Annotated in this window: 14 protein-coding genes; all 14 read right to left on the minus strand. The window is 52.9% G+C overall.

Annotated elements, in window-relative coordinates; genetic code table 11:
- Positions 1 to 141: 141 nt before the first annotated feature.
- Positions 142 to 1530 (minus strand): glycosyltransferase family 4 protein, encoded by a 1389-nt coding sequence (locus H8F23_RS08515; protein ID WP_194934032.1) that lies wholly within the window; start codon positions 1528 to 1530, stop codon positions 142 to 144.
- Positions 1530 to 2636, minus strand: a complete 1107-nt coding sequence (locus tag H8F23_RS08520; protein ID WP_194934033.1) for a glycosyltransferase — start codon at positions 2634 to 2636, stop codon at positions 1530 to 1532. The genes H8F23_RS08515 and H8F23_RS08520 overlap by 1 nt, the downstream gene beginning before the upstream one ends.
- Before the next feature lie 207 nt (positions 2637 to 2843).
- The gene (locus H8F23_RS08525; RefSeq protein ID WP_194934034.1) at positions 2844 to 4208 is read right to left on the minus strand and encodes a phosphohexomutase domain-containing protein; all 1365 of its coding nucleotides are present in this window, start codon (positions 4206 to 4208) and stop codon (positions 2844 to 2846) included.
- A gap of 147 nt (positions 4209 to 4355) precedes the next feature.
- On the minus strand, positions 4356 to 5798 hold the full coding sequence (locus H8F23_RS08530; protein WP_194934035.1) for a mannose-1-phosphate guanylyltransferase/mannose-6-phosphate isomerase: 1443 nt from the start codon (positions 5796 to 5798) through the stop codon (positions 4356 to 4358).
- 436 nt (positions 5799 to 6234) lie between these two features.
- The gene (rfbA, locus tag H8F23_RS08535) at positions 6235 to 7131 is read right to left on the minus strand and encodes a glucose-1-phosphate thymidylyltransferase RfbA (protein WP_194934036.1); all 897 of its coding nucleotides are present in this window, start codon (positions 7129 to 7131) and stop codon (positions 6235 to 6237) included.
- A complete protein-coding gene (gene rfbD, locus H8F23_RS08540) occupies positions 7128 to 8021 on the minus strand; it encodes a dTDP-4-dehydrorhamnose reductase (protein ID WP_194934037.1) in 894 nt (297 codons plus the stop codon). The genes rfbA and rfbD overlap by 4 nt, the downstream gene beginning before the upstream one ends.
- Entirely contained in the window at positions 8018 to 9094 is a 1077-nt protein-coding gene (gene rfbB / locus H8F23_RS08545; protein WP_194934038.1) for a dTDP-glucose 4,6-dehydratase, read from the minus strand. Before rfbB ends, rfbD begins: the two co-directional genes overlap by 4 nt.
- A gap of 203 nt (positions 9095 to 9297) precedes the next feature.
- Positions 9298 to 9558, minus strand: coding sequence for a lipopolysaccharide assembly protein LapA domain-containing protein (locus H8F23_RS08550; protein WP_095125174.1), 261 nt, complete (start codon positions 9556 to 9558; stop codon positions 9298 to 9300).
- Between the two features lie 27 nt (positions 9559 to 9585).
- The gene (ihfB, locus tag H8F23_RS08555; protein WP_003189779.1) at positions 9586 to 9882 is read right to left on the minus strand and encodes an integration host factor subunit beta; all 297 of its coding nucleotides are present in this window, start codon (positions 9880 to 9882) and stop codon (positions 9586 to 9588) included.
- A gap of 152 nt (positions 9883 to 10034) precedes the next feature.
- On the minus strand, positions 10035 to 10313 hold the full coding sequence (locus tag H8F23_RS08560; RefSeq protein WP_194934039.1) for a hypothetical protein: 279 nt from the start codon (positions 10311 to 10313) through the stop codon (positions 10035 to 10037).
- 204 nt (positions 10314 to 10517) lie between these two features.
- Entirely contained in the window at positions 10518 to 12203 is a 1686-nt protein-coding gene (gene rpsA / locus H8F23_RS08565; protein WP_034155290.1) for a 30S ribosomal protein S1, read from the minus strand.
- Positions 12204 to 12322: 119 nt separating this feature from the next.
- Entirely contained in the window at positions 12323 to 13012 is a 690-nt protein-coding gene (cmk, locus tag H8F23_RS08570; RefSeq protein ID WP_064391442.1) for a (d)CMP kinase, read from the minus strand.
- Positions 13009 to 15216 (minus strand): bifunctional prephenate dehydrogenase/3-phosphoshikimate 1-carboxyvinyltransferase, encoded by a 2208-nt coding sequence (locus H8F23_RS08575; RefSeq protein ID WP_267464068.1) that lies wholly within the window; start codon positions 15214 to 15216, stop codon positions 13009 to 13011. The genes cmk and H8F23_RS08575 overlap by 4 nt, the downstream gene beginning before the upstream one ends.
- A gap of 28 nt (positions 15217 to 15244) precedes the next feature.
- Entirely contained in the window at positions 15245 to 16357 is a 1113-nt protein-coding gene (hisC, locus tag H8F23_RS08580) for a histidinol-phosphate transaminase (RefSeq protein ID WP_194934041.1), read from the minus strand.
- Positions 16358 to 16362 lie beyond the last annotated feature (5 nt).

Genomic DNA, 16362 nt, shown 5'->3' on the forward strand with positions numbered 1-16362 from the left:
CCTTTGAATAAAAATCGCCCGATGCATTACATCGGGCGCTTAACAAACAACAGTTTAAGAAAAGGCTAAGTATCCTGAGGGAGCGGGCTGCTATATCCCAGTCATCCCTTCGACTTTATAAACAAAAACCAACCAACTTCATCATTTGACAGCATTAGAAAAAATACTTCTTGCAGTCTCAGCCCAAGGAACAATACGGTAGTCACATTTTATATGCTGTTCTTTGAGACGTAGCGCCTCGGAGTCAGAAATATATTTTTCCAACTCAGACTCCCACGATAAAATATCCCATGGATCAATATAGTCAAGCAACTTACCTCCCACCTCAGGTATGGAGGCTGCATTAGAAGCCAGACAATATTTACCTGCCGCAAGACTTTCGGCAACAGGTAGTCCCCAGCCTTCATAGAGAGAAGGAAAAAGCGTGAACATGCAGTTTCTATATAGGCTCACCAGATCAGAGTCTGAAACATTGCTCAGAACCTTTATATACTCCTTTACTCTCGGATCCAGTTCTAGATCCTTCAAGAAATCATTAACTCCCCACCCAGGCATTCCAACAAATACTAGCAGTGGTAAATCTGTGACACCCTTGCTTATGAGCCTTGTGTATGCCCGATATAACACTTCATGATTTTTTCTACGCTCGATAGTAGAAACAAAAAGAATGAATTTTTTTTGCAGTAGCGATAACACTTCCACACTAGTTACTGGGCTTTTTTGCTGAAGTATATCGCCCCCCAACTTTATAACTAGCATATCAGGAACTGGGGCACCCAACTCTTCAAGTAAAAGTTTTAGGTCTGTCCGCGTATATTCCGATATGCATAGGATCTGATCCGCACACCACGCCACGTCAGAAAAATAGTTTGCAAATTTAGCTGCCACATCGCCAACACAGAGATGCGGAAGTCTTACAGGGATAATATCGTAGCAACATAGTACGACTCTCATACCCACATGTTTTTTCAATCTATAAAGATACGGTAGGTCTTTATTATCCCAGTCCAAACCAACGGAAATATAACAGTCTCCTTTTTTAAACGGATTTACCTCTATACTTAGATTGGTTTTATTCCTGGCAGGAACAAATTTATTATTCGCCGGCTTGAAGAACAACGATAAAGCTAAGCGAAAATGCCTAAACGATACAAGCGCCTCAACTATTGCTAATCTACGACGTTGAAAAGCCTGATACAATAAACCACGAACCCGCGAAGGTAATCGACTAGTTATACGTAAGGCAATTTCTTTAAGTCGTGTTTCGAGTGCTTTTTTTTGCGGTTGACTATTTGAAATTCTCACAGTCGTTTGAGCATGATCACCCGAAATTCTTTTTAGGGTTTCAGCCACTTTAACCGCAGAAACCTCATTGAACCCAGACATGCTATCGAATGAACAAAACTTTATGCTCGCACCATTTGAAACTTCTTCCAACGCATAGCCAGCGCATTCTGTTTCGGTTCTGATAATCCCAACAGCCGGACGCCGCCAAGCTAATATGGTAGTAACATCAAACCAAGTAGTCATTAACTTAGAGCCTTTTGAGTAATTTTCGTCTTTGCGGCTTGAGGAATGGCGGCAAGACACTGAGTCCAAGTCAGAGACTCCCTGCTAACTCTATCGGCCCCCTCCAAACTAAGCTGGTTCGGACCGCATAAACGCACTCTTATTGCTGCATGAAACTCACTTGCATTTTTTGCAATTGTTAACTCTGGAAGATGGAGATACTGCTCAAACCCTCTAAAAGCTGACTCGGTGCCGATCACATACTTCCCAGAATAAATTGCTTCTGCTGTTTTTATATTGGAGCCACCGCCATGAGGAATAGGAAGAAGGAACGCATGGGCAAGAGTTTTTACAGCGTCTAGATCTTCGTCAGGCAGCATATATAGTAGTTGCAATCGCGACAAATTCAAAGCCCCCCAGCGGCTGTCACGAAGAGTTGCCTCGAGGTGTTCACAAACGCTTCCAACAACTACTAACTTACTATCTGGCGGGATACATGCCAGTGAACTGCCCAAACACTCGTTAAACCCCATAAAATTTGGAGGATGAGCACTTGCAACATATAAAATCCACGGACTTTTAGGGAGTCGCTCCTTCCATATTTCCAAATTTTTTTGCTGTGCTTCCCAAGGAGATATGCCATTGGGAGCTAATAACGGAAATTTTGCTCCCCAGCTTGAAATAATTTCAAAATCAGATTGTGTTACCGCGGTAGCGATATCAGCCTCAAGGGCAGCGGTTTGCTCCAATCGATCGATATCCGCAATAACTTCGTCGGCGCCCTTAATTTGATAGCTGTCTAAAATTTCTTTTTTTAATGGCGACTCTATATTTTGAGATCCATAAATAAGGCAGGCATCTTTATATTTTTCAATCGTTTTTATCTTTCGAACCAGCGGCCACAACCAGGGCTGCTCTACATGAATAGCATCGATGATCGGAGGCAGCTTTTTCAATATTGACTGAAACGCCCCCCCTTCCGAGCTTGCATACTCACCGGAGAGTAAGTCGTTGATCAAGGGCACGAATTTGTTTTTATATTTTCTAAAGCTGGAACCCGGAGGAAATTCAATGTCATTTTTTCCCAACACCGCTGGAGGGTATCCCTCTGGCTCGTAAATCGCCATATGGAAAACATTCCAACCATTGGCGCTAAACGTTCTGGCGATATTTGCGACCCTAACCTGCCCTCCATGCCGCGGGCTGGCAATGGGATATGTGCTTAGCAATAAGACCGTTTTCAAAATATAAACCTACTGTATCAATAGTCAGAACGCCACCACGGCACCAAAAAAATCGCATCCAAAACTACTCATTAACAACACACAAACATTTTAAACAGCATTAATCAATGATTCGAGTTCTTTCAAGCGTTCCCAAATCATGGCTTTATCTGCTTTCGCCTCGATATTCAAACGCAACAAAGGCTCAGTATTTGATCCGCGCAAATTGAACCGCCAGTCCACAAATGAAACACTAACCCCATCTGTTCTATCAATTAATGGGTTTTGCGGCAAATAATAATCCAAGACTTTCTGCAGAGTGGTCGAAACGTCTTCTACTCGATAATTAATCTCGCCCGTGCACGGATAAGCCTCAATACGCTCATCTACTAATTGCGCAAGACTCTTTCCACTGGTAGACATAAGCGCAGTTACCAGTAGCCAAGGGATCATCCCACTATCACAGTATGCAAAATCACGGAAATAATGATGTGCGCTCATTTCACCGCCATAAACGGCGTCTTCAAGACGCATGCGCTCTTTGATAAACGCGTGTCCTGTCTTACATAGCACTGGGACTCCACCCGCCCGTTCTACTTGGTCTATGGTATTCCAGGTCAATCGGGGATCATGAATGATTTTGCTGCCTGGATGATTTTTTAGAAGCATCTCAGCCAATAAACCAACGACATAATAGCCTTCTATAAAACGGCCTTTGCCGTCGAAAAAGAAGCAGCGATCAAAATCGCCGTCCCAAGCCAGACCCACATCGCAAGAGTTAGACAGCAGAGCTTGTCGGGTTAGTTCTCGATTCTCCGGTAACAGCGGATTGGGTACGCCGTTGGGGAAGTTGCCGTCGGGCTCGGCATTTATTACAACCCAATCAAAAGGCAATTTATCGATCAATTCCAGCAGAACGGGACCAGCAGCGCCATTGCCAGGGTCGGCAAGTAATTTCAGCGGTTTGAGGTCTGCAACTTTTATGTAACTTAGCAAATGCTCTATATACCGGGACTTTACGAGCTCGAAGCGAGTTTTTCCTGGTGAGTCGGCCAAGCTTCCGAGATCGCCACTTTCCACCCTGAGACGAATGGCGTCGAGTCCTGTGTCTCCGCTAATTGGACGTGACTCGGACTTTACCAACTTCATCCCGTTATAACCTTTGGGATTATGGCTCGCGGTTATCATCACCCCGCCGTCGGCGTTGAACGCACTGGTCGCGAAGTAGACCTCTTCGGTGCCACACAAACCAATATCGATGACATCCGCACCTGCATCACGCAAACCGCGAGACATCGCGTCAGCAAGCATTGGGCTTTCAAGCCGCATATCGCGTCCCAGCACAATACTTTTGCCCTTTAACTCGGTCACCATAGAGCGACCGATTCGATAGGCGACATCCTCATTGAGATCCAACGGGACTTGACCACGAATATCGTAGGCTTTGAAACACTGGGTTTTTATAGGGCTATGCATACCGCTCTCTTGCTGGGTATGTGGAAGCGAGGCAACTGATGCTGCTTTTTACTCGCCAGGTAGAAGCACATCGTTCTAACGCGGGATAAAAATATGCCCGCTCAACAGTAATCCTATCAAGCGGGCAAAAAATCGTCCCAAGAGCGTTTACTTATCGACACGACCATAGTTATCTTCAAAACGCACGATGTCGTCTTCACCCAGGTAATCACCACTCTGCACTTCGATCAGCACCAGATCGATGACTCCCGGGTTCATCAGGCGATGCTGGTGGCCGGCACGAATAAACGTGGACTCATTGGTGTTCAGCATCAACTCCTGCTGGTCGTTCACCACGACAGCCATGCCGCTCACAACGATCCAGTGCTCGCTTCTGTGGTGATGCATTTGCAGCGACAAAGAAGCTTTAGGCTTCACAACAATGCGCTTGATCTTGAAACGCTCGCCGTTTTCCAGCGTGGTGTAAGTACCCCACGGACGATGCACGGTACGGTGAAGCAAGTGCACCGTATGACTGCAGGCCTTGAGCTGATTGACAATATGCTTCACGTCTTGAGCGTGATCCTTGTGAGCAATCATCACCGCGTCAGGCGTATCAATGACCAATAAGTCCTCGACGCCGACAAGCGCGGTCAGTCGGTCTTCACTGTTGACGTAGTTATTGCGCGAATCATGAGACAGTACCTCGCCCTCAAAGCGGTTACCGTTCTCGTCGGGCTCGGTCAATTCGCTGACAGCGTTCCACGAACCGATGTCACTCCAACCGATGTCACAGGGAACAGTCGCAACTTTGGAAGAGCGCTCCATCAACGCGTAATCGATGGAGATGTCCGGCACCGATGCGAATGCTTCGGCATCAAGGGCCAAGCAACGGTATTTGGCGGACGAGGTCAGACGCGAGCTATCGATCGTTTTGCTAACCGCCTCGACTACATCCGGAGCATGCTGACGCAGCTCTTCCAAGACGGAGCCCACCCGGAAACAGAACATCCCGGAGTTCCAGTAGTAGTTCCCCGCGCCGACGTAGTTTTGAGCGGTTTCAAGGTTAGGCTTTTCGACAAAACGCGCGACTTTCAAGCCACCTTTAAGAGGGGCATCCTTCTGCGCTTCAATGTAACCGAAACCAGTCTCAGGGTAGGTTGGCTGAATACCAAACGTCACCAACCAGCCGTCGGCAGCCAGCGCCATGGCGCTGGAAACGGCCGCAGCGAAAGCCTTTTCGTCTTTGATCAGGTGGTCAGCAGCCAACACCAGCATCTGGGCATCGGGGCCGTGCGTGGATTCGAGTTGAAGTGCCGCTGCTGCTACGGCCGCCGCTGTATTGCGACCAAAGGGTTCAAGAATAAAACCCTGAGCATGCTTGGCAGAGTTGACTGCGCTGTATTCATCTTCAGTTTTGAACAGGAGTTCGCGGTTGGTCACCGTCAGAACTTCCACCACACCTTCCAGACGCGAAGCACGAAGGAAAGTTTTCTGGATTAGATTCTGGCCATCTGGCAGCGCCATGAACGGCTTTGGATGGGTTTCTCGAGAAACAGGCCACAACCGGCTGCCCACTCCGCCAGACAAAATTACGGGAATCAGTTCCATGCTCTCAATCCTTAGCCCCCTCTCCAGTAGATACTTCCAGAAACGGGTTCAGTTATATTTCCGGTCATTTGTGCGTCCTGACTGACGCAAATACTTGCTCCAAGCCGCTAGAGAAAACAGCCGCTCGGCCTAAATCCAAATCAATACGCAACACCCGGATCCTTGCCGATCAACGATTGGGGCAGGGCTTCTTTTATGAGGCGTACCCAATGAGGCGAAGCTGCCCGCCCACGACCGCGAGTCGCAAGAACCGGTATGATTGCTGATCATTCTACAGCTTGTGCTTGGACATTAATAACTCCCTCCCGGCGGAAGGCACAAAAAAACGCCCTTAAAATTGAAAGCATCCGAACAAGATCGATATCAAACCGACATCAACCCGGCTCGGCGTAACACATCACAATCTCTACGAAAAATGGCTACTGCGCCAACAATGTCAGCCCTCGCGCACTGCGGAATCCAGAAGCTTCTCCAGGTACTGTCCATAGCCGGTTTTCTTCAGACGCTCGGCTTGAGCACGCAACTGCGCCATGTCAATCCAGCCATTACTGTAAGCAATCTCTTCAAGGCAGGCGACCTTCAAGCCCTGGCGCTTTTCGATGGTATGCACGAAGTGACTGGCCTCTAGCAGCGAATCATGCGTACCGGTATCAAGCCATGCGAAGCCTCGACCGAGCATTTCAACCTTCAGCGACTTCTGTTGAAGATAAGCGAGATTGACATCGGTTATTTCCAGCTCGCCGCGCGCGGACGGCTTGATCTTCTTGGCAATATCGACAACCTGATTATCGTAGAAATATAGACCTGTCACAGCGTAGTTGGACTTGGGCACTATCGGCTTTTCCTCGATACTCAATGCTGATCCATTAGCGTCAAACTCAACCACACCAAAGCGCTCGGGATCGGATACGTGATATCCGAAGATAGTTGCACCGTCCTCCTGCAGACCGGCCGAACGCAGGTTGTCCGAGAAGTGCTGACCGTAGAAAATGTTGTCTCCCAGGATCAGACAGCAGGGATCATCGCCGATGAACTCCTCACCGATAATGAAAGCCTGGGCCAGACCGTCCGGGCTCGGCTGTTCGGCGTAACACAGCTTGATGCCATATTGGCTACCGTCGCCCAACAGCTTTTGAAAGCACGGCAAATCTTCAGGCGTGGAAATAATCAGAATTTCGCGCATCCCCGCCAACATCAGCACGGACAAGGGATAGAAGATCATCGGCTTGTCGTAGATCGGCAGCATCTGCTTGGACACGCCAAGGGTCAGCGGGTGCAAACGAGTACCCGAACCGCCAGCGAGGATGATGCCTTTACGATTTATCGTGGTCATTTATTGAGAACTTCCGTAAGCATTCGGGTTACGCCACTGCGCCAATCCGGCAAGTGCAAAGAAAAATTATCGCGCAGTTTCCCGGTGTTCAACCGAGAGTTCAGCGGGCGACGTGCAGGCGTTGGATAGGCAGAAGTCTCGATCGCATTAATGTCCTTCACACAGAGTTCTTCTCCATGCGCTTTGGCGAAGTCAATCACATGAGTGGCATACCCATGCCAAGAGATCTCACCAGCGGCCGCCATGTGATAAAGACCTGACAATTCAGGGCGCAGCAAAGCCTGTTGAAGGGTTAAAGCACTGACGTCCGCAATCAGGTCTGCGCCGGTTGGGGCGCCCATCTGATCAGCGATGACACTCAGACTTTCGCGCTCTTTTGCCAGCCGCAGCATCGTTTTGGCGAAATTATTGCCACGAGTGCCATACACCCAGCTGGTGCGAAAGATAAGATGCTTGCAGCCGGATTCGATGATCAATCGCTCTCCCGCAAGTTTGCTGGCACCGTAGTGATTCACCGGAGCCACGGCATCACTCTCCTGCCATGGTGCAGATCCATGCCCATCGAAGACATAGTCTGTCGAGTAATGAACCAGCCACCCGCCGAGCGCTTTCACCTCTTGCGCCAACACTCCAACAGCACGGGCGTTCACAAGATCTGCCAACTCAGTCTCGGCCTCAGCCTTGTCGACTGCGGTGTAAGCAGCCGCATTGACAACGACATCTGGTCTGATTGCGCGGAGAGTTGCCCGTAACCCATCAATATTGCTCAGGTCACCGCACAGACCATCGGTTACCTGACGATCCAGCGCCACCAACTCACCGAGGGGCGCGAGAGAGCGCTGCAACTCCCAACCGACCTGACCGTTTTTTCCCAGAAGAAGGATTTTCATGCCTTGCCCGCACGATCTGCGTAGTTCTGATCAATCCACTGCTGATAGCTGCCGCTCTTCACATGCGCGACCCATTCAGTGTTGTTCAGGTACCACTCCACAGTCTTGCGGATACCGCTATCAAACGTTTCTTCCGGCGCCCAACCGAGCTCTTGCTGTATCTTGCTCGCATCGATCGCATAGCGCTGATCATGACCTGGGCGGTCCTGCACGTAAGTGATCAATCCGGCATGGGGGCGATGAGGCGACGCCGGGCAAAACTCATCCAGCAACGCGCAGAGAGCATGCACCACTTCGATATTTTGCTTCTCGTTGTGGCCACCAATATTGTAAGTCTCGCCGATGACGCCATCGGTGACGACTTTGTAGAGCGCGCGAGCGTGATCCTCCACATACAGCCAGTCACGTACCTGGTCGCCCTTGCCGTAAACCGGTAGCGCCTTGCCTTCCAGAGCGTTAAGTATGATTAGCGGAATCAGCTTTTCCGGAAAGTGGTACGGACCATAGTTGTTCGAACAATTGGTAACCAGGGTCGGCAGACCATAGGTGCGAGACCACGCGCGAACCAGGTGATCGGAGCTAGCCTTGCTGGCAGAGTAAGGCGAACTTGGCTGGTAGGGCGTGGTTTCGGTAAACAGATCTTCAGGCCCTTCCAGATCGCCGTACACTTCATCAGTAGAGATATGATGAAAGCGAAAAACGGCTTTACGACCTTGCTCCAGGCCGCTCCAGTAATGACGCACTGATTCCAGAAGCGTGTAGGTGCCAATGATGTTGGTCTGGATGAATTCCGACGGACCCGATATGGAGCGGTCAACGTGCGACTCTGCCGCCAAATGCATGATCGCGTCAGGCTGGTGCTCACGCAGAACTCGATCCATTTGAGCGCGATCACAAATGTCTACCCGCTCAAATGCATAGCGCGAGCTCTGACTCACATCAGCCAGAGACTCCAGATTGCCGGCATAGGTCAGCTTATCGACGTTAACGACAGAATCGCCGGTATTGGAAATGATGTGACGGATAACTGCTGAGCCGATAAACCCGGCGCCGCCGGTTACTAGAATTTTCACGCGGTACCATGCCTTTGAGCTGCTGACAGCGACTCGGGAGCGCTGTCCAATCCACGAATGCAAAAGCTACCAATCGTAGCTTTTATCAAATTCAGTCTGAATGGGTGTGAAAACCTCACAACCAAAAGAGGATCGCATTTTACAGCTTCATAGGCGTTTTACTATTGGATATAGCTAAGCCTGGAAGCAAGCATATGAGGCTTTCACTCTGTCAAATGCTTGCGCGCAGCTCTGTTTCTACTCGCGACTCTTGATGAGCGCCCCAAAAACCAGCCTAACACCGGCCCGATCAGCATCCCGACAAGCAAAGCCAAAACCACGATCAACGAAATCGGCAACTGAGGCCCAGACAAACCCAGAAACAATAACGAAACCGACTGCTGATTCTCGAGAACAAACGCCAGAATCACCAAAATCAGTAAAAGAATAAAAACGCCAAGAAGTATGCGCTTGAGGTTACGCATCAGCGCCCCCTTGAAATATAGCGAAGATCAAACCCCCTCCTCCTCTTCCTCATTCACCCGATCACGCAGCTCTTTACCCGGCTTGAAATGCGGTACGAACTTACCGTCCAGACTGACCGACTGACCGGTCTTCGGATTACGACCGACGCGCGGCGCACGGTAGTGCAGAGAGAAGCTGCCAAACCCACGGATCTCGATACGATCACCGGTGGCGAGGCACTGGGACATTTGTTCAAGCATAGTCTTGATGGCCAGCTCCACATCCTTGGATGAGAGTAGCCCTTGATGGGTGACAATTCGTTCGATCAACTCCGACTTCGTCATATTTTTCCCTTCTTTTTCAAGCAGCTAGATCAGCGCTTGAAAGGTTTTAGCACGCCCGGAAGATTTTGAACAGCCCAGGGATTGACATATCTTCCTTGGCGTCGAAACGCCCATTTTCAGGGCATCAAAGCAACAAACTGAGCAATGCATGCTTATCGACAGATCACCAGCATGGTGCGCGTCACGTAGCCCGCCGGATTGAAGCCAAAAGGAAACTCATCTTCATCCTTGGCATCATCCGATCGCGTGATCACCTTGTACCCCGCGCCCTTGCACTCCTTAGCCGCGCGCTTCTGGCATTTTTCCCAGCCAGAGCCCAACCCTGAGCAGTCGACCTCTATACCACTGACGCCACGCACCGCATGGGTTTTGACACTGGTGGTACAGCCAGCCAGAACCAGTACAGCCATGAGGACAATAAACTTGTTCATCCACTTCCTTATGCCAGGCAACTGCCCGACGACTACACGCTTAAGACCAAGCTTAGTCGTGAATAGGCGATTGATCCGATTAAAGAAACAGACCACCCGGAAGCCAGATTGGTTTCACCAAAACCATCATGGAAGCCGCGGACACTAAATCGCAGGCACAAAAAAGGGCGACCGAAGTCGCCCTTTTTCATGATCAAGCAGAACTTAGTTCTGTTTGGCCATTGCCTGGCGCAGCAGTGCCGCCATGGTGGTGTCGCCTTTTTCTTCCGGAGCAGTTTCTTTCAGGCTCTGGATAGCTTCTTTCTCTTCAGCATCGTCTTTCGATTTGATCGACAGCTGAATTACACGGCTCTTACGATCAACGCTGATGATCTTGGCTTCTACTTCCTGGCCTTCTTTCAGAACGTTGCGCGCGTCTTCAACGCGGTCACGGCTGATTTCGGAGGCTTTCAGAGTCGCTTCGATATCGTCGGCCAGAACGATGATGGCGCCTTTGGCGTCAACTTCTTTCACGGTGCCAGTAACGATTGCGCCTTTGTCGTTAACCGAGACGTACTCGGAGAACGGATCGCTTTCCAGTTGCTTGATACCCAGGGAGATACGCTCGCGCTCTGGGTCAACCGACAGGATAACGGTGTCCAGCTCGTCGCCCTTCTTGAAACGACGTACGGCTTCTTCGCCAACTTCGTTCCAGGAGATGTCGGACAGGTGAACCAGACCGTCGATGCCGCCGTCCAGACCAATGAAGATACCGAAATCGGTGATCGACTTGATGGTGCCGGAGATTTTATCGCCCTTGTTGAACTGGCCAGAGAAATCTTCCCATGGGTTAGATTTGCACTGCTTGATGCCAAGGGAGATACGACGACGCTCTTCGTCGATGTCCAGAACCATAACTTCCACTTCGTCGCCGACTTGTACGACTTTCGAAGGGTGGATGTTCTTGTTGGTCCAGTCCATTTCCGAAACGTGTACCAGACCTTCAACGCCTTCTTCCAGCTCAGCGAAGCAGCCGTAGTCGGTCAGGTTGGTTACACGAGCGGTAACGCGAGTGCTTTCTGGGTAACGGGCTTTGATAGCAACCCATGGATCTTCGCCCAGTTGCTTCAGGCCCAGGGAAACACGGTTGCGTTCGCGATCGTATTTCAGAACCTTGACGTCGATTTCGTCACCAACGTTGACGATCTCGGAAGGATGCTTGATGCGCTTCCAGGCCATGTCGGTGATGTGCAGCAGGCCGTCCACGCCACCCAGATCGACGAATGCGCCGTAATCGGTGAGGTTTTTGACGATACCTTTGACTTGCTGGCCTTCCTGCAGGGATTCCAGCAGAGCTTCACGCTCGGCGGAGTTCTCGGCTTCCAGGACGCTGCGACGGGAAACGACAACGTTGTTGCGCTTCTGGTCCAGCTTGATGACCTTGAATTCCAGCTCTTTGCCTTCCAGGTGCGTGGTGTCGCGCACTGGACGGACGTCAACCAGGGAACCTGGCAGGAACGCACGGATGCCGTTAACGTCGACAGTGAAGCCGCCTTTAACCTTACCGTTGATAACGCCCTTGACCACTTCCTCAGCTGCGAAGGCTGCTTCCAGAACGATCCAGCATTCAGCGCGCTTGGCTTTTTCACGGGACAGCTTGGTTTCACCGAAACCGTCTTCAACCGAGTCCAGCGCAACGTGAACTTCGTCACCGACATTGATAGTCAGATCGCCAGCGTCGTTGTAGAACTGCTCAAGCGGGATGAGTGCTTCAGACTTCAGGCCAGCGTGAACGGTTACCCAGCGAGCTTGGTAATCGATATCAACGATAACACCGGTGATGATGGAGCCTGCCTGAAGGTTCAGGGTTTTTAGGCTTTCTTCAAAGAGTTCCGCAAAGCTTTCGCTCATTTTAATTCCTGTAAATGAGGGCGAAGGATACGCCCATCTCCACACCCCAGACGGTGTGGGTTAGTTTCATATAGAAGAAGCGTCGCAGGACTATGACTGGTCCCCTGCGGCCTTCTTGGTCACCCGGCGATATCGCGAATGGCGATCTCGCTCATGATGCGTTCAAGCACCTGATCGATGGACAACTCCGTGGAATCCAGCTGTATGGCGTCAGCCGCCGGCTTAAGCGGGGCTACCGCTCGCTGGGTGTCACGCTCATCGCGTGCACGGATCTCATCTAGCAGACTCGACAGACTAACACCCTCGACTTTGCCCTTCAACTGCAAATATCGACGGCGCGCCCTCTCCTCGGCACTGGCGGTCAGGAAAATCTTCAGCGGTGCATCCGGAAAAACCACTGTGCCCATGTCGCGACCATCGGCCACCAGCCCCGGCGCTTCCTGAAAAGCACGCTGGCGCTGCAGCAGCGCCTCACGTACGGCCGGCAATGCAGCCACTTGCGAAGCGCCGGAGCCGACGCTTTCGGTGCGGATCACATCGCTGACTTCGTCACCTTCCAGAATGATCCGTTGCAACTGACCTTCGGTCGCCGCAATGAACTGAACATCCAGATGAGCGGCAAGCTTCTTCAGCAGCTCTTCATTGGTCAGGTCGACACCATGGTTGTGCGCAGCAAATGCCAGCAAGCGGTACAACGCACCGGAATCCAGCAGGTTCCAGCCCAGACGCTTGGCCAGAATTCCGGCTACGGTGCCTTTGCCCGAGCCGCTTGGCCCATCAATGGTGATGACCGGTGCAATGTTTTTCACGACTGAGCCTCTTGTGCCACACGAATACCGACCTGCCCGCACAGCGCGAGGAAGTTCGGGAACGACGTCGCGACGTTAGCGCAATCATGGATGCGGATTGGCGCAGTAGCGCGCAACGATGCAACGCTGAACGCCATCGCGATACGGTGATCGCCGTGACCATGCACTTCGCCGCCGCCAATCTGGCCGCCGTCGATGATGATGCCGTCCGGGGTCGGCTGGCATTTGACGCCCAGCGCCAATAGACCGTCCGCCATCACCTGGATGCGATCCGACTCCTTGACTCGCAATTCTTCAGCGCCGGTCAGCACAGTGCGCCCTTCGGCACAGGCAGCCGCCACGAACAGCACCGGGAATTCGTCGATGGCCAGCGGAACCAGCTCTTCGGGAATCTCGATACCTTTGAGTTTAGCTGCCCGTACGCGCAGGTCCGCGACCGGCTCGCCGCCGACTTCACGCTGATTTTCCAGAGTGATGTCCGCCCCCATCAGGCGCAGGATGTCGATCACGCCGGTACGGGTCGGGTTGATGCCGACGTGCTCAAGCACCAGCTCCGAACCTTCAGCGATCGACGCTGCGACCAGGAAGAACGCCGACGACGAGATGTCGCCCGGCACTTCAATATGGGTCGCAGTCAGTTTGCCACCGGACTCAACCGATGCCGTGGCGCCATCAACGCTTACCGAATAACCGAAACCACGCAGCATGCGCTCGGTATGGTCGCGAGTCGGAGCCGGCTCGGTCACGGTGGTCTTGCCCTCAGCGTACAGACCGGCGAGCAGCAGGCAGGATTTCACCTGTGCGCTAGCCATCGGCATGGTGTAGGTCAGGCCTTTGAGTTTATGCCCGCCACGAATGGTCATTGGTGGACGACCTTCGGCAGCAGTTTCGATGACCGCGCCCATTTCGCGCAGCGGATTGGCCACGCGGTTCATCGGACGCTTGGACAGCGAGGCATCGCCAGTCAAAACGCTGTCGAAGCTCTGTGCAGCCAACAGGCCGGACAGCAGACGCATCGACGTACCGGAGTTGCCCAGATAGATCGGGCCCGGCGCCGGCTTCAGGCCGTGCAGGCCGACACCGTGAATGGTCACGCGGCCGTGGTGCGGGCCTTCGATGACCACGCCCATGTCGCGAAATGCCTGCAAGGTCGCCAGGGCGTCTTCGCCCTCAAGGAAGCCTTCGACTTCGGTGACGCCTTCGGCCAGCGAGCCGAGCATGATCGAACGGTGGGAAATGGATTTGTCACCCGGTACGCGAATCCGACCGGACAGGCGGCCACCAGGTTGAGCCAGGAAGATCAGATCGTTGGAATTCATAGCGTCCACATAGGCCCTGCGGGCCAGGATTTTACTGAAATGCTCGCGGGCAACCCGGGCGCGCGTGAAGACGCCCAACAATTGGTGCCCATCCCCTGCATCGACCGCGTCGCGCAAGGCGTCGAGGTCGCTGCGAAATGTATCGAGTGTGCGCAGGACAGCCTCGCGGTTGGCGAGGAAGATGTCGTGCCACATCACCGGGTCGCTTCCGGCGATTCTTGTGAAATCGCGGAAACCGCCCGCAGCGTAACGGAAGATCTCAAGATTTTCATTGCGCTTGGCCAAAGAGTCGACCAGACCAAAGGCCAGCAGGTGCGGCAGATGACTGGTCGCGGCCAGCACTTCATCATGACGCTCGACTTGCATGTGCTCGACATCGGCACCCAATTCGCGCCACAGACGATCAACCACAGCCAATGCGGCCGGGTCGGTTTGCTCAAGCGGCGTGAGGATCACTTTGTGGCGACGGAACAGTTCGGCATTGGAGGCTTCCACCCCGCTCTGCTCGGAGCCGGCAATCGGATGGCCCGGCACGAAACGCGCCGGCATGCCACCAAACGCCTCGGTCGCCGCGCGCACCACATTGCCTTTGGCGCTGCCAACATCAGTCAGAATCGCCGCCCCCAGATCAATACTCGCCAAACGCGCCAGCACTTTTTCCATGGCCAGAATCGGCACCGCCAGTTGAATCACGTCAGCGCCTTGGCAAGCGGCTACCAAATCATCTTCGCAACGATCGACCACACCCAACTCGACCGCCAGCTTGCGCGATTGCGGGTCTAGATCGACCCCGACCACTTCGCGGCAGATGCCACTTTCACGCAAGCCTTTGGCAAACGAACCACCGATCAACCCCAGACCGACCACCACAAGGCGCCCGATCATAGGTGCAGCAGATTGCAGTGCAGTGACATCACCCACGAGCCAGAACCTTGCGCAGCGCTTCGAGGAAGCGGCTGTTTTCCGCCGGCAGACCAATGGTCACCCGCAGGTGGTTCGGCATGCCGTAGTTGGCCACCGGACGCACGATCACGCCTTCGCGCAGCAAGCCCTGAAATATCGGAGCAGCTACCCGACCGAGGTCGACGCAGATGAAGTTGCCTTTGGATTCGATCCAGCTCAGGCCCAATTCACGGAAACCGGCTTGCAGCTGCTGCATGCCCGCCTCGTTGAGCTGGCGGCTTTGCGCCAGATATTCCTCATCCTTCAACGCCGCACAGGCTGCCGCCAAGGCGAGGCTGTTGACGTTGAACGGTTGGCGAACACGGTTCAGCACGTCCGCCACCACCGGGGTCGACAGACCGTAGCCGACGCGCAGTGCCGCCAGACCATAAGCCTTGGAGAAGGTGCGCGAAACCAGCAGGTTCGGGTAAGCCGCGAGGAAATCCAGACCATCCGGCAGATCACTGCCTTCGGCGTATTCGATATAAGCCTCGTCCAGCACCACCAGTACATGCTCCGGAACATCCTGCAGGAACTCGTCCAGCGCTTCTGCGCCGAACCAGGTACCGGTCGGGTTGTTCGGGTTGGCGATAAACACCACGCGGGTGTTGGCATCGATAGCGGCGAGCATCGCAGGCAGGTCATGCCCCCAATCCTTGGCCGGCACCACTTTGGCCTGAGCACCGACCGCCTGAGTGGCAATCGGATACACCGCAAACGCATGCTCGCTGAAAACAGCGTTCAGGCCCGGTGCCAGATAGGCACGCGCGACCAGCTCAAGAATGTCATTGGAACCGTTGCCCAGAGTGACCTGGCTCAGTTCGACACGGCACTGCTCGGCCAGCAGGGATTTCAGCGCAAAACCGTTGCCATCCGGGTAACGCGTCAGTTCGGCCAGCTCTTCGCGGATCGCCGCCAAGGCTTTCGGACTGGCGCCTAGCGGATTTTCATTGCTCGCCAGTTTGACGATTTTGGCCGGATCCAGATCCAGCTCGCGCGCCAGTTCGTCCACAGGCTTGCCCGGAACGTACGGCGAAAGTTGTTGCACGCCCGGCTGTGCCAGAGCGAGGAAGTTGCCACTCATTTGCT

The sequence above is a fragment of the Pseudomonas neuropathica genome (genome assembly GCF_015461835.1).
Lineage (GTDB): Bacteria > Pseudomonadota > Gammaproteobacteria > Pseudomonadales > Pseudomonadaceae > Aquipseudomonas > Aquipseudomonas neuropathica.

Coding starts and splice junctions, on each gene's coding strand:
- ihfB (WP_003189779.1), bottom strand. CDS start 9,882: ATGACGAAGTCGGAGTTGATCGAACGAATTGTCACCCATCAAGGGCTA.
- H8F23_RS08575 (WP_267464068.1), bottom strand. CDS start 15,216: ATGATCGGGCGCCTTGTGGTGGTCGGTCTGGGGTTGATCGGTGGTTCG.
- H8F23_RS08520 (WP_194934033.1), bottom strand. CDS start 2,636: ATGGCGATTTACGAGCCAGAGGGATACCCTCCAGCGGTGTTGGGAAAA.
- rfbA (WP_194934036.1), bottom strand. CDS start 7,131: ATGACCACGATAAATCGTAAAGGCATCATCCTCGCTGGCGGTTCGGGT.
- H8F23_RS08515 (WP_194934032.1), bottom strand. CDS start 1,530: ATGACTACTTGGTTTGATGTTACTACCATATTAGCTTGGCGGCGTCCG.
- H8F23_RS08550 (WP_095125174.1), bottom strand. CDS start 9,558: ATGCGTAACCTCAAGCGCATACTTCTTGGCGTTTTTATTCTTTTACTG.
- H8F23_RS08525 (WP_194934034.1), bottom strand. CDS start 4,208: ATGCATAGCCCTATAAAAACCCAGTGTTTCAAAGCCTACGATATTCGT.
- rpsA (WP_034155290.1), bottom strand. CDS start 12,203: ATGAGCGAAAGCTTTGCGGAACTCTTTGAAGAAAGCCTAAAAACCCTG.
- H8F23_RS08560 (WP_194934039.1), bottom strand. CDS start 10,313: ATGAACAAGTTTATTGTCCTCATGGCTGTACTGGTTCTGGCTGGCTGT.
- hisC (WP_194934041.1), bottom strand. CDS start 16,357: ATGAGTGGCAACTTCCTCGCTCTGGCACAGCCGGGCGTGCAACAACTT.
- rfbD (WP_194934037.1), bottom strand. CDS start 8,021: ATGAAAATCCTTCTTCTGGGAAAAAACGGTCAGGTCGGTTGGGAGTTG.
- H8F23_RS08530 (WP_194934035.1), bottom strand. CDS start 5,798: ATGGAACTGATTCCCGTAATTTTGTCTGGCGGAGTGGGCAGCCGGTTG.